23 protein-coding genes are annotated in these 18,136 nt (G+C 40.3%); 9 read left to right on the top strand and 14 right to left on the bottom strand.

Annotated elements, in window-relative coordinates:
* Positions 1–72: 72 nt before the first annotated feature.
* Complete coding sequence (gene yjgA / locus FH976_RS13205) at positions 73–621, bottom strand: ribosome biogenesis factor YjgA (RefSeq protein WP_194091307.1); 549 nt, start codon at positions 619–621, stop codon at positions 73–75.
* A gap of 115 nt (positions 622–736) precedes the next feature.
* On the opposite strand from yjgA, the gene pmbA reads away from it, so the two are divergent.
* The gene (pmbA, locus tag FH976_RS13200; protein ID WP_194091306.1) at positions 737–2,080 is read left to right on the top strand and encodes a metalloprotease PmbA; all 1,344 of its coding nucleotides are present in this window, start codon (positions 737–739) and stop codon (positions 2,078–2,080) included.
* Between the two features lie 124 nt (positions 2,081–2,204).
* On the opposite strand, the gene mgtE is transcribed toward pmbA, so the two are convergent.
* The 12 genes from mgtE to FH976_RS13140 all read right to left on the bottom strand — a co-directional run bounded on the left by mgtE (position 2,205) and on the right by FH976_RS13140 (position 11,863).
* Entirely contained in the window at positions 2,205–3,575 is a 1,371-nt protein-coding gene (gene mgtE, locus FH976_RS13195; RefSeq protein WP_194091305.1) for a magnesium transporter, read from the bottom strand.
* A gap of 152 nt (positions 3,576–3,727) precedes the next feature.
* Positions 3,728–4,045 (bottom strand): HPr family phosphocarrier protein, encoded by a 318-nt coding sequence (locus FH976_RS15950; RefSeq protein ID WP_324187436.1) that lies wholly within the window; start codon positions 4,043–4,045, stop codon positions 3,728–3,730.
* 47 nt (positions 4,046–4,092) lie between these two features.
* Positions 4,093–4,965, bottom strand: a complete 873-nt coding sequence (gene rapZ / locus FH976_RS13185; protein ID WP_194091308.1) for an RNase adapter RapZ — start codon at positions 4,963–4,965, stop codon at positions 4,093–4,095.
* Positions 4,966–4,988: 23 nt separating this feature from the next.
* A complete protein-coding gene (ptsN, locus tag FH976_RS13180) occupies positions 4,989–5,435 on the bottom strand; it encodes a PTS IIA-like nitrogen regulatory protein PtsN (protein WP_194091303.1) in 447 nt (148 codons plus the stop codon).
* Between the two features lie 2 nt (positions 5,436–5,437).
* A complete protein-coding gene (gene hpf / locus FH976_RS13175) occupies positions 5,438–5,725 on the bottom strand; it encodes a ribosome hibernation promoting factor (RefSeq protein ID WP_194091302.1) in 288 nt (95 codons plus the stop codon).
* Between the two features lie 26 nt (positions 5,726–5,751).
* Positions 5,752–7,206, bottom strand: coding sequence for an RNA polymerase factor sigma-54 (locus tag FH976_RS13170; RefSeq protein WP_194091301.1), 1,455 nt, complete (start codon positions 7,204–7,206; stop codon positions 5,752–5,754).
* Between the two features lie 214 nt (positions 7,207–7,420).
* The gene (gene lptB, locus FH976_RS13165; RefSeq protein WP_194091300.1) at positions 7,421–8,146 is read right to left on the bottom strand and encodes an LPS export ABC transporter ATP-binding protein; all 726 of its coding nucleotides are present in this window, start codon (positions 8,144–8,146) and stop codon (positions 7,421–7,423) included.
* A gap of 1 nt (position 8,147) precedes the next feature.
* The gene (lptA, locus tag FH976_RS13160) at positions 8,148–8,645 is read right to left on the bottom strand and encodes a lipopolysaccharide transport periplasmic protein LptA (protein ID WP_194091299.1); all 498 of its coding nucleotides are present in this window, start codon (positions 8,643–8,645) and stop codon (positions 8,148–8,150) included.
* Positions 8,626–9,189: an LPS export ABC transporter periplasmic protein LptC gene (lptC, locus tag FH976_RS13155; protein ID WP_194091298.1), complete on the bottom strand. Its 564-nt coding sequence runs from the start codon at positions 9,187–9,189 to the stop codon at positions 8,626–8,628. Before lptC ends, lptA begins: the two co-directional genes overlap by 20 nt.
* The gene (kdsC, locus tag FH976_RS13150; RefSeq protein WP_194091297.1) at positions 9,186–9,743 is read right to left on the bottom strand and encodes a 3-deoxy-manno-octulosonate-8-phosphatase KdsC; all 558 of its coding nucleotides are present in this window, start codon (positions 9,741–9,743) and stop codon (positions 9,186–9,188) included. The genes lptC and kdsC overlap by 4 nt, the downstream gene beginning before the upstream one ends.
* Entirely contained in the window at positions 9,743–10,714 is a 972-nt protein-coding gene (locus FH976_RS13145; RefSeq protein ID WP_194091296.1) for a KpsF/GutQ family sugar-phosphate isomerase, read from the bottom strand. Before FH976_RS13145 ends, kdsC begins: the two co-directional genes overlap by 1 nt.
* 183 nt (positions 10,715–10,897) lie before the next feature.
* The gene (locus FH976_RS13140; protein ID WP_194091295.1) at positions 10,898–11,863 is read right to left on the bottom strand and encodes a calcium/sodium antiporter; all 966 of its coding nucleotides are present in this window, start codon (positions 11,861–11,863) and stop codon (positions 10,898–10,900) included.
* A gap of 322 nt (positions 11,864–12,185) precedes the next feature.
* Here FH976_RS13140 and mlaF point away from each other — a divergent pair, with 322 nt between their 5' ends.
* The 8 genes from mlaF to FH976_RS13100 all read left to right on the top strand — a co-directional run bounded on the left by mlaF (position 12,186) and on the right by FH976_RS13100 (position 17,903).
* The gene (mlaF, locus tag FH976_RS13135; RefSeq protein WP_194091294.1) at positions 12,186–12,986 is read left to right on the top strand and encodes a phospholipid ABC transporter ATP-binding protein MlaF; all 801 of its coding nucleotides are present in this window, start codon (positions 12,186–12,188) and stop codon (positions 12,984–12,986) included.
* Positions 12,987–13,011: 25 nt separating this feature from the next.
* The gene (mlaE, locus tag FH976_RS13130) at positions 13,012–13,779 is read left to right on the top strand and encodes a lipid asymmetry maintenance ABC transporter permease subunit MlaE (RefSeq protein WP_407701649.1); all 768 of its coding nucleotides are present in this window, start codon (positions 13,012–13,014) and stop codon (positions 13,777–13,779) included.
* 70 nt (positions 13,780–13,849) lie between these two features.
* Positions 13,850–14,353 (top strand): outer membrane lipid asymmetry maintenance protein MlaD, encoded by a 504-nt coding sequence (gene mlaD / locus FH976_RS13125; protein ID WP_194091292.1) that lies wholly within the window; start codon positions 13,850–13,852, stop codon positions 14,351–14,353.
* 88 nt (positions 14,354–14,441) lie between these two features.
* Entirely contained in the window at positions 14,442–15,086 is a 645-nt protein-coding gene (gene mlaC, locus FH976_RS13120) for a phospholipid-binding protein MlaC (RefSeq protein ID WP_194091291.1), read from the top strand.
* Entirely contained in the window at positions 15,086–15,391 is a 306-nt protein-coding gene (locus FH976_RS13115) for an STAS domain-containing protein (RefSeq protein WP_194091290.1), read from the top strand. Before mlaC ends, FH976_RS13115 begins: the two co-directional genes overlap by 1 nt.
* Before the next feature lie 55 nt (positions 15,392–15,446).
* Positions 15,447–15,701 (top strand): BolA family iron metabolism protein IbaG, encoded by a 255-nt coding sequence (ibaG, locus tag FH976_RS13110; RefSeq protein WP_194091289.1) that lies wholly within the window; start codon positions 15,447–15,449, stop codon positions 15,699–15,701.
* Positions 15,702–15,739: 38 nt separating this feature from the next.
* Positions 15,740–16,993: a UDP-N-acetylglucosamine 1-carboxyvinyltransferase gene (gene murA, locus FH976_RS13105; RefSeq protein ID WP_194091288.1), complete on the top strand. Its 1,254-nt coding sequence runs from the start codon at positions 15,740–15,742 to the stop codon at positions 16,991–16,993.
* A gap of 184 nt (positions 16,994–17,177) precedes the next feature.
* A complete protein-coding gene (locus FH976_RS13100) occupies positions 17,178–17,903 on the top strand; it encodes a 1-acylglycerol-3-phosphate O-acyltransferase (RefSeq protein ID WP_194091287.1) in 726 nt (241 codons plus the stop codon).
* A 55-nt stretch (positions 17,904–17,958) separates the two neighbouring features.
* Here FH976_RS13100 and FH976_RS13095 read toward each other — a convergent pair whose 3' ends face one another.
* The gene (locus FH976_RS13095) at positions 17,959–18,123 is read right to left on the bottom strand and encodes a CorA family divalent cation transporter (protein WP_456119765.1); all 165 of its coding nucleotides are present in this window, start codon (positions 18,121–18,123) and stop codon (positions 17,959–17,961) included.
* Positions 18,124–18,136: the final 13 nt, after the last annotated feature.

Below are 18,136 nucleotides of genomic sequence, written 5' to 3'. Positions count from 1 at the left end.
AGAAAACAAGCGATCCTAGGATCGCTTGTTTAGCTTAAATTATCCAGAGTTCAGGTTATCTAGTACCTTGATTTAACTTTCTTCTGACTCTTCTGATTCCGTTGCTTCTTTAAGTTCTTTCAATATCTGGAAGATCTCACGTGAAGCTTTTGGCGGTTTATTACTGGCTTTTTCTTTTTGAGCTTGACGAGCGAGTTGGCGTAAACGTTGACGATCCGCATCTGGATATAAGTCCATGACGTTCTCAATCGCTGGATCCACATCGGTGACAATACGATCGCGCGTTTGCTCAAGCTTATGCAATTCAGCGGTGGCTTGAGAATGTTTATTGCGTAATTTATCCAGTTCCGCTTGAATTGGAGCTGGATCAATTTGGCGCATCAGCTTGCCAATGTATTGTAACTGGCGACGTTTTGCTTCGTTCTTAAAACGTTGGGCATTATCGATAGCTTGACGTAGATCATCGCTGATTGGAAATTTGTCCAACGATGATGATTTCAGCCCAACCAACTCTTCACCCAGTGCTTGTAAAGCACTCATATCTTCTTTCATCTCGGTTTTACTGACCCAGATGATTTCCTCTTCTTCTTCCCAAGGCGCTTTTTGATTCTTACGAGCCATAATTTTCTACTTATTTGGTGAACTTACTGGTTATTTTAGCAAGAATTTTGGGGATAAAGTGAAAAGCTTGTTATTCTATGCGTATTATTTTCAAAAAAGATGAATAAGAGTTGTTATGGACGCAAAGCAGCAGATTGCTCAACAAAAAATTGAATTAGAAATTGCCGTATCAAAAGCTTTAGAGATGGCAAAAGTGAGTGCAGATGCGGCAGAAGTCGCAATTACTAAAACGACGGGAATCAGTGTCTCCAGTCATGACTGCGAAGTAGAGAACGTCGAATTCAATAGTGATGGAGCATTGGGTATCACAGTGTACCGAGGTCAATGTAAGGGAAGTGCTTCAACGTCTGATTTAAGTGATGCTGCCATTCAAAAAGCAGTAGAAGCGGCATTAGACATTGCGAGTTATACCTCAAAAGATCCTTACGCAGGACCTGCGCCAAAAGAATTAATGGTGAAACATATTCCTGATTTGGATTTATTTCATCCAGATGAACCCAATCCTGATTATGCTTCAGAACTGGCGATCCGTGCTGAACAAGCAGCGTTGGCTTATAGTGACAAGATTAAGCAAAGCGATGGTGCCAGTTACGATAGTCATTATGGTATTCGAGTTTATGGTAATAGCCATGGATTGATCGCCAGCCATGCATCCAGCCGTCATAGTTTAAGCTGTAGCGTGATTGGGGCTGGTAAAAATGGTGAGATGGAGCGCGATTACAGCTATACCATGGCGCGTCACAAAGATGAACTATGGACACCAGAACAAGTTGGCTTAGAAGCGGCGCAAAAAACCGTGAGTCGCTTAGATGCCAAGCGCGTTAAAACTGGTCAATTCCCAGTGCTATTTCAAGCAGATGTCGCAACAGGTCTGTTAGGCCATTTGGTGATGGCAATCAGTGGTGGCAATTTATATCGTAAATCGTCATTTTTACTCGATAAGCTCGGTGAGAAAATTTTACCCGATTGGTTTAATGTTGAAGAAAAACCCCATGTACTGCGTGGTTTGGCTTCGAGTGCATTTGATAATGAAGGTGTGTTTACTCAAGACAAACAAATCATTACAGATGGCGTGTTATCAACCTATCTATTAACCAGTTATGCGGCGCGTAAAATGAATATGACCCCTACTGGTCATGCTGGTGGTATCCATAACTGGTTTGTGAAAACTAATGGTCCAGATTTCGCTGGTATGTTAAAAATGTTAGGTACTGGTCTTGTCGTTACTGAGTTGATGGGACAGGGCGTTAATACAGTGACAGGCGATTACTCTCGTGGCGCTGCAGGGTTTTGGGTAGAAAATGGTGAGATCCAATTCCCAGTTTCTGAGATCACGATAGCCGGTAACTTAAAAGATATGTTTACTAATATTGTGGCGGTTGGCCGAGATATTGAAACGCGCTCACAAATTCAAACGGGTTCTATTTTAATTGAATCGATGAAAGTGGCGGGAGAGTAAAGGTATAAAGCGAATTCGAGCCGCAAGGGAGTGATAGGTTTGAATTCGAAAAAATGATAAAGCAAAAGCGAGAGTGCTTTTGCTTTAATCTATCCAGTTTAGGAGCCAGAGTCTTGGTTCTTTTTTATATCAAGTTCAGCTTAATCATCAAGCTGGCTAACCCTAAGAATGCCGATAAACCAACCATATCCGTCACCGTTGTTAGTGCCATTCCTCCCGCGAGAGCTGGATCGATATTCATTTTTTTCAGGAAAATCGGAATACTCACCCCTGCAATACCGGCGGCCAATAAATTGGCTAACATTGCAGCTGACATGATTAACCCTAAAACCAAACTACCTTTCCAGAATACGACAATAGCACCAATAATTAGCGCCCAAAGGATACCGTTGAGTAAGCCGATGGAAGCTTCTTTGAATAATAGTGATCGTTGGTTAGTGCTACCAATATGACCAAGGGCTAAACCACGAATAACTAGAGCAACCGTTTGATTGCCGGCGACACCACCCATTGACGGTACAATAGTCATTAATACCGCAACAGACGCCATTTGAGCTAACGTGCCTTCAAACATATTGGATACAGAAGCAGCAGCTAAAGCGGATAAGACATTGGCGCCTAACCAAATACTACGACGGCGGACTGATTTAACCACCGGGGCAAAGGTATCTTCATCATCATCAAGACCCGCCATGCTCATCATTGAGTGTTCGGCATCTTCACGAATAATATCAACCACATCATCGATGGTAATACGACCAACAAGGTGACCTTCAGCATTAACTACTGGCGCTGATACCCAATTACGACGTTCAAATAGGCTCGCAATATCAGTAGCACTGGTTTCAACGGAGATAGCTTCATCGGCATCTTCCATTAAATCAACAATAGAAGCATCGGTTTGAGCGGTAATAAGATTGGTCAGTGATAAATGGCCAGTCAATTTATTGTCGCTATCAATGACGTATAAAGCATCGGTATTTTGTGGTAAATCGCCTTTCATACGCAAATACCGTAAAACCACATCGACATCGACGTCACTACGAATCGTAATAACATCGGTGTTCATTAGAGCACCAGCAGAGTCCTCCGAGTAGGATAATGCGGTTTCAACACGTTGACGATCTGCAATGTCCATTTGATCAAGGACTTCACGAGAGACATCATCAGGCAAACTACGCAGAACGTAAGCGACATCATCGGTATCCATGCCCTCTGTGGCTTCAGCCAGCTTTTCTGGCGCCATTTTGGATACGATGTTGTCTTTAATGTCTTCCGATAATTCGTCTAGGATCTCACCATAATCTTCAGGATCGGTAAGTTGCCATAATACGTCACGGCTTTTATGTGGGGAAGCTTCAAGAAGATGGGCAATATCTTCTGGTTCCATGTCCTGAAGTTGACGGCGGACATGGACAAAACGACCTTCTTCGATCGCTTCACTGACTTCTTGGAGGGTTTGGTGGGTGAGTTCAAACTCTAATTGTTCAGCCATACTCGCCTCCAGAACGAAAAAATAGTGGGGGGTAAGTAACCAGAGGAGCGGTCACTTGTGCGCTGAATCTTAGCGTAATTATGTATAAATTGTCATTTATTTCCTGTCGCTAGAATAAAAAATCAATAACAAAGAGGAGTTATCAGAGGTGTTTATTCTTCTTCGTCGAATTTTTGTTCAATTAGCGCGCATACTGCGGTGAGTGCTTGGGAGGCTTGTGTGCCTTTTGCTTGAATGGTGACACGTTGACCTTGAGCTGATTCGAGCAATAATAAGCCCATAACCCCATCAGCAATGACTTCTTTATCGCCGTTGCTAATTGTGACCTGAGCATCAAAACTTTGTGCTAGTTCCACAAGCTTAATCGCTGCACGCGCATGCAAACCTAGCCGATTTTGAATTAATACCGTTTGGCTGCAGCGATCATCTTTTTCTGAAGAGGGAGCTTCTGTGGAGACTGCTTTGGAGATCGGAGATACAATGATATTTTCGTGGTGATTACTCTCATTGAGTGGCTTCATTTATTTTTCTCAAGCGATGTATGACGAACCTGAACTTGATGGCCCAATGCTTTGAAGTGCTCGGCTAGTTTTTGCGTTATATAGACAGAGCGATGCTTACCACCTGTACAGCCAATCGCGACGGTTAAATAGCTACGATTGTTCTTTTCTAATAAAGGTAACCATTGGCTAATAAATTGTTCAATACTGTTATGCAGTTCTATCACTTCAGATTGAGCGCCGAGGAAATCAATAATAGGTTGATCAAGCCCTGTTAAAGGCCGCAATTCTGGTACCCAATGTGGGTTAGGTAAGAATCGAACATCAAAAACATAATCGGCATCATTGGGTAAACCATACTTAAAGCCAAAAGATTCAAATACCATGACCAGATCTTTGGACTCTCTACCTTGAACTCGAATTCTCACCGTTTCACTGAGTTCATGTAGAGAAAGATTACTGCTGTCTAATACAAGGTCAGCTTCTTCTTTTAAATTAAGTAATAGATTTTTCTCTAATTCAATCGCTTGTTCTAACGATAGTTTTTCACCCATCATAGATAAAGGATGAATACGTCTTGTTTCACTATATCGCTTAAGCAAAGTACTTTCATCTGCATCAAGAAACAGAACATTGACATCATGAGTTTGCTTCAATTGCTGTAAGGTTGTTGATACGAGGGTTGGATCTTGTGGCAGGTTACGAATATCAATACTGACGGCAACATTTTGTTGACTGCTGTTTTTTTTAGTTGATTGGACTGATGCGACAAAATCATCCAGTAAATTGACTGGTAAGTTATCGACACAATAATATCCTAAATCTTCTAATACTCGTAGGGCGACACTCTTCCCTGCACCAGATTGACCACTGATAATGATAATTCGCATATTATTTAATGGGGTTGTCATGCTTAACCTTGAGTCATAATGTCATACAAGTCTTGATCGGATGTGGCATTTCGAAGCTGTTTTAATGTGGCTTTGTCATTCAGTTTCTCGGCCATTAATGCCAATGTTTTCAAATGTGTTTTACATTGGGAGTCTGGCACCAATAAAGCAAAAAGAATATCAACAGGACGGTTATCTATCGAGCTAAAGTCAATAGGTTGTTCACATTGAAGTAAAACGGCAATCGCTTTATCACTGTCTAGAATACGCCCGTGAGGAATCGCAATACCATTTCCAATACCTGTGGTGCCTACTTTTTCACGATTGAGCATGCATTCAAACAGTTGGGTTGAATCTAACCCACTGTGTATAGCAGCAAGTTCACTGATGATCTCTAAGGCACGTTTTTTACTGGTACACTGGACTGCGCTCTTGGTGCAGTCCAGAGAAAGTACTTCATTTAATTGCATAGTTAATGGCTACTTAGTTTCTCTTTGTGTTTATTCAACTGACGTGTCAGTTTATCGATTAGATCGTCTATTGAAACATACATATTTTCGTTTTGCGAGGATGCGTGGATTTCTCCATTATTGACGTGTAAGGTTGCTTCCGCTATTTGTTGTGATTTTTCAACCCGTAATACAACGTGGGTATTATTGATATGTTCAAAGAATCGTTCTAGCTTTTGGAATTTGGTATTCACATATTCATTTAAAGCATCGGTAAGTTCTACATGATGCCCCGTAATATTTATTTGCATAGAATTTTCCTTTTCATGTGCCCGAGTTACAGTAGGCGTTTTCGCTGACTAGAAGGAGCAATGCTCAGTGACTCTCGATATTTAGCGACGGTTCTACGTGCGACTTGAATACCTTGCTCTACTAAAAGTGTAGCAATTTTATTATCACTTAGCGGTTTTTTGCTGTCTTCTTCGGCAACTAATTTTTTAATTAACGCTCGAATTGCCGTTGATGAACATTCACCACCTGCATCGGTACTCACATGACTTGAAAAGAAGTACTTTAATTCGAAAACCCCTCTTGGAGTGTGCATATATTTTTGTGTGGTAACTCGAGATATTGTGGATTCGTGCATATCAACATCGAGGGCAATATCATTCAAAACCATTGGTTTCATGGCTTCTTCACCATGCTCAAAGAAGTTCTGTTGATGTTTAACTATACATCTTGCGACCTTAAGCAAGGTCTCATTTCTGCTGTCTAAGCTTTTGATTAACCATTTCGCTTCTTGCACATGGGAGCGAATATATTGGCTATCCGCACTATTGCCTTTTCCCATTGCGGCGTATTGCTGATTAACCTTTAAGCGCGGAACACTGTCTGGATTGATCGAAACTGACCATTTTCCTTTTTCTTTAAATACTGAAACATCGGGAATCACATATTCCGTATCATCCGTAGTAATACTATTGCCAGGACGAGGATCGAGTTGTTGAATTAACTGTAATATTTGCGCTAATTCTTCTTCTTTTAGCTTTGTCTTTCGACTGATTAGTTTGTAATCACGATTACCTAACAGATCAATATGTTGCTCAAGAATTATTCGTGCTTCATTTAACCATGGAGTTTCTTCTGGGTAAATTTTGAGTTGTAACAATAAACATTCTTGCAAATTACGCGACGCGACGCCAAGAGGATCAAATTGCTGAATGCGTTTTAAAACCGCTATGATTTCATCTATTTCAATATCAATATTGCCTAAGCTTTGTTGGATATCTTCAATTGATTCAGTGAGATAACCATATTCATCTAACCCATCAAGAATAGCGTGTGCAATGGTTCTGTCTGTATCTGTGAAAGGGGTGAGTTCAAGTTGCCAAGCAAGATAGTCTTGTAAGGTTTGAGTGGTTTCACCTTGGTAGATTGGCAGTTCAGGATCTACGCTTATACCAGTACTGCCAGTATTGGCGCTGTAGATATCTTCCCAGCTTGCATCAATAGTAAGCTCGTCACTAATATTGGATTGTTCTATATGCTCAGAACTATCTGTGAGGTCTTTATCTTGCGTTGAGGTGTATTCATTCTCGGGTGATGAGTCATTATTTTCATCCGAACGTTCTTCTACCGCTTCTTCTACCTCAAGTAGTGGATTTGAGTCTAAGGCTTCTTGAATTTCTTGCTGGAGATCAAGCGTTGATAATTGCAAGAGACGGATCGCCTGTTGCAATTGTGGTGTCATGGTGAGATTTTGACCAAATTTAAGCTGTAATGAAGACTTCATACAATATTCAGCGCCTTAATGAGAATATCCCTATTTTGTATTTTCAAATGGTATTCAGTACAAAACAATACGTGAATCGATGAGTTTACTTGGCTTCTTTTTATTCACCTGATTTATTTTTATAGAGTCACTTTTGCCCTATCTATGAATCAACTAATGCTATTCCTTAGTCTATTCAATTGGATACATAGGGCTTTATTGCAATAAATCTGAGTTATAAACGGAAATCTTCGCCTAAATATACTTTTTTCACCTGCTCATTATTGAGGACTTCTTCTGGTGTGCCGTTCGCAATTAGGTGACCTTGACTCACGATATAAGCATGCTCACACACGTCTAACGTTTCTCGCACATTATGGTCAGTGATGAGTACACCTAAACCACGGTCACGTAAGTGCTGAATGATTTTTTTTATATCAATAACCGAAATAGGATCGACCCCTGCGAATGGCTCATCCAATAAAATAAATTTAGGATTAGCGGCAAGAGCTCGGGCAATTTCTACTCGACGGCGTTCTCCGCCAGACAGTGCCATCCCCGCGCTTTTACGGATATGCTGAATGCTAAATTCATTTAACAATTCTTCAAGTCGATCTTGTTTTTCTTCTCGGGTTAATTCATCACGAGTTTGTAGGACTGCCAGTATATTATCTTCGACCGATAATTTACGAAAAATAGAAGCCTCTTGAGGTAGGTAGCCAATCCCCATACGAGAGCGCTGATGCATAGGTAAAATACTAATGTCTTCACCATCGATGCTGATGGTGCCCTCATCGCGAGAAACTAAGCCAACAATCATATAAAAGGACGTTGTTTTACCTGCACCATTTGGACCTAATAAGCCAACTATCTGGCCAGATTCCACTTCTAAACCCACATCGCTGACCACTTTTCGGCTGCCATAAGTTTTAGCTAGTTTTTCTGCTTTTAGTATTGCCATATTATTTTTTATCCAATTGTTCTGGCTGTAAAACCGTTGATACTCGTTGTCCGTCACCGCTATTAGCTTCTAGGTTTTGAGTGCCAATTTGATAAGTAATAACCTTACCTTTAATCACGCTATCATCTTGGTGTAGCTCAGCATTGGTTGTCATGATGAGTTTGTCGGTATGAACGTTATAAACCAAGGTATTTGCTTGCCCTTTTAATAATTTACCTTCATCGCTTTTCTGAGAAAAATGGGCCGGTTTTCCGTAGCCTTGCATTTCTTGTAATTGCTGGGTTTTCGCATTCCGAATGACAACCAGTTTATCCGCCGTTAAATGGATGCTGCCTTGGGTCAATTTAACATTACCAGTAAAAGTAACTTTATTGGTTTTCATATCAAGATACTGACTATCAGAATTGATATAAATAGGCTGTTTCTGGTCACTAGTGAGCGCCCAAGATGATGTTGGTGCTAATAAGCATATCAATAGACTAAGGTGTGAGAGTTTCATATTTACCCTGTACTTGATTAAATAGTGTGGCAACATTGGTACTGAAATTACCTTTTAATGCATTGCCACTGTTGGTAAATTGTGGTCCTACCATGATGACTTTTTTATCGGTAGAAAAATCTTTGCTTTTTAGATGAATCAGCATCTTATCGGTATTCATAGTATTAAAACTAGGATCGGGTAAATGGTTTGTTGCGACAACATTCCCCGTCAACGTGAGTAGATGATCTTTGTCTAATACAGCCGTGTCTGAGTTTACCACCCATTCTACGATATTACCTTGCTGATAAATGGTTAGGACGGGCTTATCAAATACGGTATCACCAGTTTGAGCATAGTTTTCAAGCGAGACGGCATAAATGTTGTAATCTCTAAGCCCTTCAATGGTGTATTTTACTGAGTTTAAATCAATGCCGGTAAACATTGGGTGCTCTTTATCTAATACAATTTGATGGGACTTGTCCGTGGATTTTTCATACAAATAATAGCCAGAACCACAAGCGATTAAAAACAGTAAAAAATACATCAGCCGAGCAAAACTCATATACTTTGTCCTTGGTAGGTTTCGAGCTCATTTCTTGCTTGTAAGATGAGATCGCAGACTTCACGAACCGCACCATGTCCACCTCTAATATGGGTCACATAATTGGCACGTTGCAGTAATAAAGGGTGTCCATCGGCTACGCAGACTTTTAGTGCGACTTTTTCCATCACGGGCCAATCAATGAGATCATCACCAATATAACCCACCTGGCTTGGTATAACGTCAAGCTTTTCCATAATATCTTGATAGGCGATCAGTTTGTTATCTTGCCCTTGATAGATCAGCTTAATACCTAGTGCTTGCATGCGGTTTTCAACAATTTTAGATTGTCTACCCGTAATGATCGCAACATGGATATCTGCTTGCATGAGTGCTTTTACGCCGTAACCATCACGCGTATGAAATGTCTTGAATTCTTCACCTTGGTTTCCCATATAAACTAAGCCATCAGAAAACACACCATCGACGTCACAGATCAATAATTTGATTTGCTTAGCAATGGTCATTATTTCGTCTGGTGCTTGTCCGTATGGGGTTAAGGTTGTTGAATTCATTACATTACTCCAGCTTTTAATAGATCGTGCATGTTTAATGCGCCGACTAATTTACCATTTTGGCATAACATTAATCCATTAATGCTTTTCTCTTGCATAATGTTTAAGCCTTCTACGGCTAATAAATTAGGGTTAGCGACAGTTGGCTTTGCATTCATTACCTGATCAATAGTAGTGGTATGAATATCAATACGTTGGTCAAGTAGACGACGTAAATCGCCATCGGTAAATATGCCAAGTAAGGTCATATCCGATTCTACAATCGCGGTCATACCCAAGCCTTTTTGAGAGACTTCAAGTAGCGCATCTCGAATGAGCGCGTCTTTAGACACGGTTGGCAGCGCATCGCCGGCGTGCATAATATCAGATAATTTCAAGAGTAATTTACGACCCAACGCTCCGCCTGGATGCGATAGTGCAAAATCTTCAGAAGTAAAACCACGAGCTTTCATTAGAGAGATCGCAAGAGCATCTCCCATAACTAAAGTGGCGGTTGTGCTTGAAGTTGGGGCTAAATCGAGTGGGCAAGCTTCTTCTGGTACGGTTATTTGTAAATGAAGATCGGCCAGTTTTGCCATGTTTGATTCAGGCTTTCCAGTCATACTGATGATGGCGATGTTTCGACGCAGTAGAACAGGGTAAAGTGAAAGGATTTCTGATGATTCACCTGAGTTTGATATGGCGAGTACGATGTCATTTGAGCTGATCATACCCAAGTCACCATGGCTCGCTTCGCCTGGATGAACGAAAAATGATGAAGTCCCAGTACTGGCAAGTGTTGCTGCGAGTTTTTTACCAATGTGGCCAGATTTCCCCATCCCCATAACCACGACTTTGCCGCTATTATTTAAAATAAGCTCACAAGCTTGAGTAAAGTTGTGATCAAAGTATTGCGTTAATTGAGTTAATCCCGCTATTTCAATTGCAAGAACTTCGTTAGCAGCAGCGCAGTAATCAAATGATGTTGACATGAATAATGATCCTAGAATAACCAATAGCAGGGACAAACCTGAAATAAAATGAAATCAGCCGCTTTTATAATAAGATAAAAATAACGGCTGATGTTTGTATTTTTTGTTATTTGAAGCCCAGTTGTTTCAGGCTTCGTTACTTGAGAGTGATACTTAAACTATGTTGGATAAATCGAGTCTGAGTTATGAACTTACATTGTAAAACAGATAACCCTGATAAGCTAAAAAGCAAACGAATAATATGCCACCTTCAATTCTGCTGATGCGGCGTGATTTTCCAAGCGCCATCAGTACTAATAAGGTAGATATTCCGAGCATGACCCAAAAATCACGCCCCATAATATGTTCGCTAATCATCGATGGATTAATTAAACCAGGTAATCCCATTACCGCAAGAATATTAAAAATATTGGAACCGATAACATTACCTACCGCCATATCATCTTCACCTTTCATTACTCCCGCAACCGATGCAGCGAGTTCAGGTAAACTTGTTCCAATGGCAATGATGGTTAAACCAATAATAAGATCACTCATACCAAAAAACTTGGCGATGATAACGGCATTATCAACTACTAATTTAGAGGATATTAATAAAAGAATTAAACCAACGATTACCCAGAAAATGGCTTTTTTGTTATCGACACCATCAGGGATTTCAGATTCTTGCTGATCAAGCAGAACGTCGTTATTATTTTTCTCTTCTTTACTGATCTTTAGCATCATTAAGATGAAGCCAACAAAAAGCACCATTAAGATGATACCTTCAGAAAAACCAAAATAATTATCCCAAAGTAAAAAACCTGCAATAACCGTAACAATCATCATCAATGGCAATTCACGGCGTAAAATTGTAGACCCTATCGAGAGTGGTTTAATTAGGGCGGCAATACCGAGAATTAAGGCAATGTTCGCGATGTTTGAACCAATCACATTACCAATTGCGGTATCTGTTTTTCCATCTAAAGCCGCGGTTGCTGAGACCATCATTTCTGGCGCTGAAGATCCCATTGCCAGAATCGTCATGCCGATCACCAGTGGTGATATACCCATATTTTTAGCAACTGCAGCTGATCCATAGACCAATTTATCAGCACTCCAGACAAGTAATGCTAAACCAACAATAAGTAATCCAACCGCGATTAACATGAGTATTCCTGCTTATAAAATAATGAATATCAATAGCCTAAAGAAATATCAGCCACCTAGTAAATGTATACTTTAAGATGGTATCTAGTGATTTAGGCAAGAGGTACGGATTTTGACGGCTCGGGTTCGAAAATGGAAGAGTTTGTACATATTTATTAATAATTTGTCGTAAATAATAGCATTAACCTTTAAATATAATATTGGATCGCTTTAATTTGAAATGTAGTCATACAGACTTGCGTTCAGATTACTTTGAACTCAATCACTAATCGGCTATGATGCATCGATATTTTCTATTTGTTATTACGCAAAAAGGATCCTTATGGAAGGTAATTTGATATCGATAAAATCGTTAACGTTCCGTCGTCAGCAACGAGTGATTTTTGATGATATTAGTTTGTCGATCCCAAAAGGCAAAATTACTGCGATAATGGGGCCTTCTGGTATTGGGAAAACGACATTACTACGATTGATCGCAGGGCAAATTCTGCCAGATCATGGCGATATTGATTTTGATGGTGATAATATTCCCCAGTTATCACGTTCTGAGCTTTATCGTGTCCGTAAAAAAATGAGTATGTTATTTCAATCGGGCGCATTATTTACTGATATGACGGTATTCGATAATGTTGCTTTTCCGCTACAAGAACACACTGAACTTTCTGATGAACTGATTCGAAGCTTGGTTTTACTCAAGTTGGAAGCGGTGGGGTTACGTGGCGCTGCGGGTTTAATGCCGAGTGAATTGTCTGGTGGAATGGCAAGACGAGCCGCATTAGCGAGAGCGATAGCCTTGGATCCAGAGCTTATTATGTATGATGAACCTTTTGTCGGACAAGACCCGATCACGATGGGGGTTTTAGTCAAGTTAATCAAACGTTTGAATCATGCATTAGGTATTACCTCTGTCGTTGTCTCGCATGATGTCCCTGAAGTGATGAGTATTGCCGATCATGTCTATCTTTTAGCGAACGGTAAAGTTATCGCGCAGGGTACGCCAAAAGAACTTGAAAGTATGGATGACGATCGAGTTCAACAGTTTTTAACAGGGAAAGAAGATGGTCCCGTCCCGTTTCATTTCCCTGCACAATTACTAGAAAAGGATTTATTTGACTGTGAATAAACCACACAATCATCGATTTGACTGGATCGCTAATTTGGGTGCAAATACTTTGCAAACTTGTGAGTCTTGGGGGCGAGCATCACTGATGCTATTTGGCGCTTTAATTGGACGACCGCAGCCAAGAAAGAGTTTCCCATTACTGATTAAGCAACTCTATGCCGTTGGCGTTCAGTCTTTGGCGATCATCATCGTATCTGGCTTGTTTATTGGAATGGTATTGAGTTTACAGGGCTATGTTATTTTAGTGGATTACGGCGCTGAAGGTAATTTAGGCCAAATGGTGGCGTTATCGTTATTACGTGAATTAGGGCCGGTAGTGACTGCACTGCTTTTTGCTGGCCGTGCGGGGTCTGCATTAACGGCTGAAATTGGATTGATGAAAGCAACAGAGCAATTATCCAGCCTTGAAATGATGGCAATAGATCCTTTAAGACGAGTGATCGCACCGAGATTCTGGGCGGGTGTTATCTCTATGCCATTATTAGCGATGATTTTTATGGCGGTTGGTATTTGGGGCGGCCAATTGGTCGGTGTTGAATGGAAAGGGATTGATTCGGGTAGTTATTGGTCGGCAATGCAATCTGCAGTGAATTTAGGACACGATGTTGGCAACAGCCTAATTAAGTGTTTTGTTTTTGCTATTACCATTATTTGGATAGCCTTATTTAATGGTTATGATTGTGTACCTACCTCTGAAGGGATCAGTCGAGCTACGACCAGAACGGTTGTTCATTCCTCTTTAGCGGTATTGGGGCTAGACTTTATTCTTACTGCGTTGATGTTCGGAAATTGATGCGGATAAATTAATGATTAGCGAAGCCTGATTATGGCGGTATGTAAGAATTTAACTTTGGAAAGTAACGATGAAAAAAAATCGTAGTATTGAATTGTGGGTTGGGTGTTTCGTATTGGCTGGAATTTTAGCTATTTTAGTCGTGATCTTTAAAGTGGCCAATGTAACGAGTATTGGCCCAACCGACAGCTACATATTGAAAGCTGACTTTGATAATATAGGTAACTTGAAAGTACGTTCTCCAGTCAAAGTTGGTGGGGTTGTTATAGGGCAAGTAAGCGATATCAGCTTAGATACCAAGAAATATATCCCAGTGGTTACCATGACCATTGGGCGTAAATTTGGTCAATACCCAGAAACCTCCAGCGCTCAAATTCTCACATCGGGTCTGATTGGTGAGCAATATGTAAGCCTAGTGCCTGGATTTGTAATGGACGACATTGCAATGCTCGATAACGGAGATTTTATTGAAGATACTAAATCAGCATTAGTGTTAGAGGATTTGATCGGACAAGTGTTATACAGCGTCAAAGGATCAGATTCAAAAGATGAAAAAACGAATAAGATTAATTGATGCTAAAAATAATAGCGACGATACGTTTAAATATACTATAGCTTAGAAAATAGTGATTAGGTCAGATGAGTGGCCACAAGGAATATATATGAATTGGTTAAAACAAATATTAGCATTGATCACCTTGGTACTGGTGAGCGTAGGCCTACAGGCTAAAGATATCGACGCAACCAACCCGTATCAAATGATGCATCAAGTGGCGGATCAAACGTTTTCGCGTTTAAAAGCAGAGCAAACCGATATTCGTAAAAATCCCAATCAATTAAAAACGATTGTGGATGAAGAAATGATGCCTTATGTCAATTATCAATACGCCGCATTAAAGTTACTTGGGCCTAATTTACGTGGTGCTGATAAGAAAGATGTAGAAGCGTTTATCAATGAATTCAGAGCCTATCTTATTACGTCTTATGCTCAAGTTCTTACTCAATACAGCAATCAAAAAATTCAGTTTGAAAAAGAACCGTCGATTGAAAGCGATCGCCGTATTATCAATGTTCGAGTTGAGATTGTTGATCCATCGCGCCCAAGCATTAAGCTCGATTTTACGTTATTAAAAAATAAAAATACGGGTGAATGGAAAGCTTACGACATGGTAGCGGAAGGGATAAGTTTGCTGTCTAGCAAACAATCAGAATGGAACACTAAAATTCGTCAAGATGGGATCCCGTCGGTCACAAAAGAGCTTGCAGAGTTAGCTCAAAAAGATATTACCTTTGAGACTAAAAAGTAATGATGCATCCACAGTGGCAATTTGATTCTGATGATTCAGCATCGATAACTGGAATGCTTACTCGAGATACTGTGCCCTCGCTTTGGTCACAGTTACAGGCTTGGCAGCCGAAAAACTCAACCTTTGAAGTATGCTTAAAAAAAATCGGAAGGGTCGATTCAGCTGGAATGGTGATGCTTATTCATTTAATACAGCATGCAAAACTTCAAAATTGCCATATAATACTGACTTTTATGCCTGAACAACTGAAAACTTTGTTTGAGTTGAGTAATATAGACGGCTTATTTTCTTTTCATATTCGATAAATTATGAGTACTCGTCTACCCAAAAATATAAGGGTGTAGTGCTGTAGGGGACAAAGTGGATATTAATCAAGTTAAACAAATTTTGAATGATGCTTTAGCATTGCAAGAAATACATGTCAAAGGTGAAGGTAGCCATTATGAAGTGGTTGCAGTTGACTCAACGTTTGAAAGCATGAGTCGAGTGAAGAAACAGCAATTAATTTACGCTCCGCTGATGGAGTATATTCAAAGAAATGATATTCATGCTGTCTCAATAAAAGCATACACACCAGAAGAGTGGGCACGCGATAAAAAATTAATGTCGCTGTAACCTTTTGCTGTCATATAGATAAGAAATCAAGGTTTTTAATGGAAAAGTTTAGAGTACATGGCTCCGGCCCGTTGCAAGGCGAAGTAACTATTTCTGGCGCAAAAAATGCAGCATTACCTATTTTATTTGCTTCTATTTTATCGGAAGGCTTGGTTGAGGTCAGTAACGTTCCGGCGTTACGTGATATCGATACCAGTATGGAATTATTAAAGCGTCTTGGAGCTGAAGTCTCACGTGAAGATGAAACTATCTTAGTGAACGCTGGCCCAATCAACGAATACTGCGCACCTTATGATCTAGTCAAAACCATGCGAGCTTCTATTTGGGCATTAGGTCCTTTAGTTGCACGTTTTGGTAAAGGCGAAGTTTCTCTACCAGGAGGCTGCGCTATTGGTGCTCGCCCAGTTGATCTTCATATTCATGGCTTAGAGCAATTAGGCGCCACAATTACGCTTGAAGATGGGTATGTGAAAGCCGAAGTCGATGGCTGTTTAAAGGGCGCTCACATTGTAATGGATAAAGTGTCTGTTGGCGCGACCATTACGGTTATGTGCGCTGCAACATTAGCTGAAGGCACCACGATACTTGAAAATGCCGCACGTGAACCTGAGATTGAAGATACTGCCGTATTCTTAAATGCACTTGGCGCCAAAATCACTGGTGCTGGTTCGGGCACAATTACTATTGAAGGCGTTGAGCGTTTAGCTGGTGGTAAACATACCGTTGTCGCTGACCGTATTGAAACGGGTACCTTTTTAGTTGCTGCGGCTGTTTCTGGCGGTAAAGTGAAGTGCCAAAATACTAAAGCATCATTACTTGAAGCTGTATTGGCTAAGCTTGAAGAAGCTGGTGCAAAAGTTGAGTCTGGTGAAGATTGGATCAGCTTAGACATGACTGGCCGAGAATTGAAAGCGGTGACTATTCGCACGGCGCCACATCCTGGTTTTCCTACTGATATGCAAGCCCAATTTACGCTACTGAATATGATGGCGAAAGGCGGCGGTGTGATCACTGAAACTATCTTTGAAAATCGTTTTATGCACGTACCCGAGTTGATGCGTATGGGAGCAAAAGCAGAGATAGAAGGGAATACAGTTATTTGTGGCGATACCGATAATCTAACGGGCGCACAAGTAATGGCAACCGATTTACGTGCATCTGCTAGCTTAGTGATTGCTGGATGTATCGCAAAGGGTGAAACTATCGTTGATCGTATTTATCATATCGATCGTGGTTATGATCGTATTGAAAATAAACTCAATAAACTGGGTGCTAATATCGAGCGCTTTTAAATAACCATCGCTGTAATATTAAATGTAAATTAAGATGGCGTTTCGATATCCAATTATTTTGGGTAAAGAGCACATTTCGGGTAAGATACCCTACATTAGGAAGCTGAAGTCTTAAGATTTCAGCTTTTTTATTATTTTGTATCTAATTCTAGATGCCTGAAATAAATGTGATTGGAGAACTCAAATGATTGCTTTGCTGCGTATTATTGCTGTGGCGATTTTTGCTGTATTGATGTTTATATTCGGTTGTGGGTATTGTTTACTTAGTCCACGGAACCCTCGCCATGTATACACTTTTGGGCGTATGTTTGCTCGTATGTCGACAGTGTTTGGTATTACATTAGAATTAAGAGTACCTGAAAATGTGAATGAAAGAGGTCAGCATATCTATTTAGGTAACCATCAAAATAATTGGGATTTATTTACAATTTCAGCAGCGTTAACTCCAAATGCAGTGACGGTTGGTAAGAAAAGCTTAGTGTGGTTGCCTCTATTTGGTCAACTTTATTGGTTAACGGGTAATATTTTAATTGATCGAGCGAATCGAACCAAAGCGGCCGGAACGATTGGGCAGATAGCGGAGCAAATAAAGAAAAATAAAGTATCGGTTTGGATGTTTCCAGAAGGGACTCGTTCTCGTGGACGAGGTTTACTGCCTTTTAAAACAGGCGCTTTTCATGCCGCAATTGCAGCGCAAGTTCCCATTGTTCCTATCATCTGCAGTAGTACTGATAAAGTAAAATTAAACCGTTGGAACAATGGTCATGTTATTGTCGAAATGCTACCAGCCATTGATACCAATGACTACAGTAAAGAGAATGTTCGCCAATTACTAAAAGAGTGCCGTAATCAAATGAAAGATAAGTTAGCTCAACTTGATGCGGAAGTGCTGGAGTTAAATAAAAACTAGATGAGTCAAAGTAATGAAGAGCCAATGTAAGAAATTACATTGGCTTTTTTTATGGCTACTTTAACCATCCCTTTCGTTTAAAGTAAAGGTAAGGCGCAAAACCAGAAGCGACCATGACAGATAAGGCGAATGGATATCCATAAGCCCACTCTAATTCAGGCATAGCGGCAAAGTTCATCCCATAAATGCTAGCAATTACTGTTGGGGGTAAAAATACCACAGCAGCGATTGAA

It is taken from the genome of Vibrio hibernica (genome assembly GCF_015223435.1).
GTDB classification, from domain to species: Bacteria; Pseudomonadota; Gammaproteobacteria; order Enterobacterales; family Vibrionaceae; genus Vibrio; species Vibrio hibernica.
This window is presented reverse-complemented; position numbering and strand designations above follow the sequence as displayed.

Excerpts from the sequence above, each read along its gene's own strand:
- yjgA (WP_194091307.1), bottom strand. The coding sequence starts at position 621 with ATGGCTCGTAAGAATCAAAAAGCGCCTTGGGAAGAAGAAGAGGAAATC.
- pmbA (WP_194091306.1), top strand. The coding sequence starts at position 737 with ATGGACGCAAAGCAGCAGATTGCTCAACAAAAAATTGAATTAGAAATT.
- mgtE (WP_194091305.1), bottom strand. The coding sequence starts at position 3,575 with ATGGCTGAACAATTAGAGTTTGAACTCACCCACCAAACCCTCCAAGAA.
- rapZ (WP_194091308.1), bottom strand. The coding sequence starts at position 4,965 with ATGCGAATTATCATTATCAGTGGTCAATCTGGTGCAGGGAAGAGTGTC.
- ptsN (WP_194091303.1), bottom strand. The coding sequence starts at position 5,435 with ATGCAATTAAATGAAGTACTTTCTCTGGACTGCACCAAGAGCGCAGTC.
- hpf (WP_194091302.1), bottom strand. The coding sequence starts at position 5,725 with ATGCAAATAAATATTACGGGGCATCATGTAGAACTTACCGATGCTTTA.
- FH976_RS13170 (WP_194091301.1), bottom strand. The coding sequence starts at position 7,206 with ATGAAGTCTTCATTACAGCTTAAATTTGGTCAAAATCTCACCATGACA.
- lptB (WP_194091300.1), bottom strand. The coding sequence starts at position 8,146 with ATGGCAATACTAAAAGCAGAAAAACTAGCTAAAACTTATGGCAGCCGA.
- lptA (WP_194091299.1), bottom strand. The coding sequence starts at position 8,645 with ATGAAACTCTCACACCTTAGTCTATTGATATGCTTATTAGCACCAACA.
- lptC (WP_194091298.1), bottom strand. The coding sequence starts at position 9,189 with ATGAGTTTTGCTCGGCTGATGTATTTTTTACTGTTTTTAATCGCTTGT.
- kdsC (WP_194091297.1), bottom strand. The coding sequence starts at position 9,743 with ATGAATTCAACAACCTTAACCCCATACGGACAAGCACCAGACGAAATA.
- FH976_RS13145 (WP_194091296.1), bottom strand. The coding sequence starts at position 10,714 with ATGTCAACATCATTTGATTACTGCGCTGCTGCTAACGAAGTTCTTGCA.
- FH976_RS13140 (WP_194091295.1), bottom strand. The coding sequence starts at position 11,863 with ATGTTAATCGCGGTTGGATTACTTATTGTTGGTTTAGCATTACTTGTC.
- mlaF (WP_194091294.1), top strand. The coding sequence starts at position 12,186 with ATGGAAGGTAATTTGATATCGATAAAATCGTTAACGTTCCGTCGTCAG.
- mlaD (WP_194091292.1), top strand. The coding sequence starts at position 13,850 with ATGAAAAAAAATCGTAGTATTGAATTGTGGGTTGGGTGTTTCGTATTG.
- mlaC (WP_194091291.1), top strand. The coding sequence starts at position 14,442 with ATGAATTGGTTAAAACAAATATTAGCATTGATCACCTTGGTACTGGTG.
- FH976_RS13115 (WP_194091290.1), top strand. The coding sequence starts at position 15,086 with ATGATGCATCCACAGTGGCAATTTGATTCTGATGATTCAGCATCGATA.
- murA (WP_194091288.1), top strand. The coding sequence starts at position 15,740 with ATGGAAAAGTTTAGAGTACATGGCTCCGGCCCGTTGCAAGGCGAAGTA.
- FH976_RS13100 (WP_194091287.1), top strand. The coding sequence starts at position 17,178 with ATGATTGCTTTGCTGCGTATTATTGCTGTGGCGATTTTTGCTGTATTG.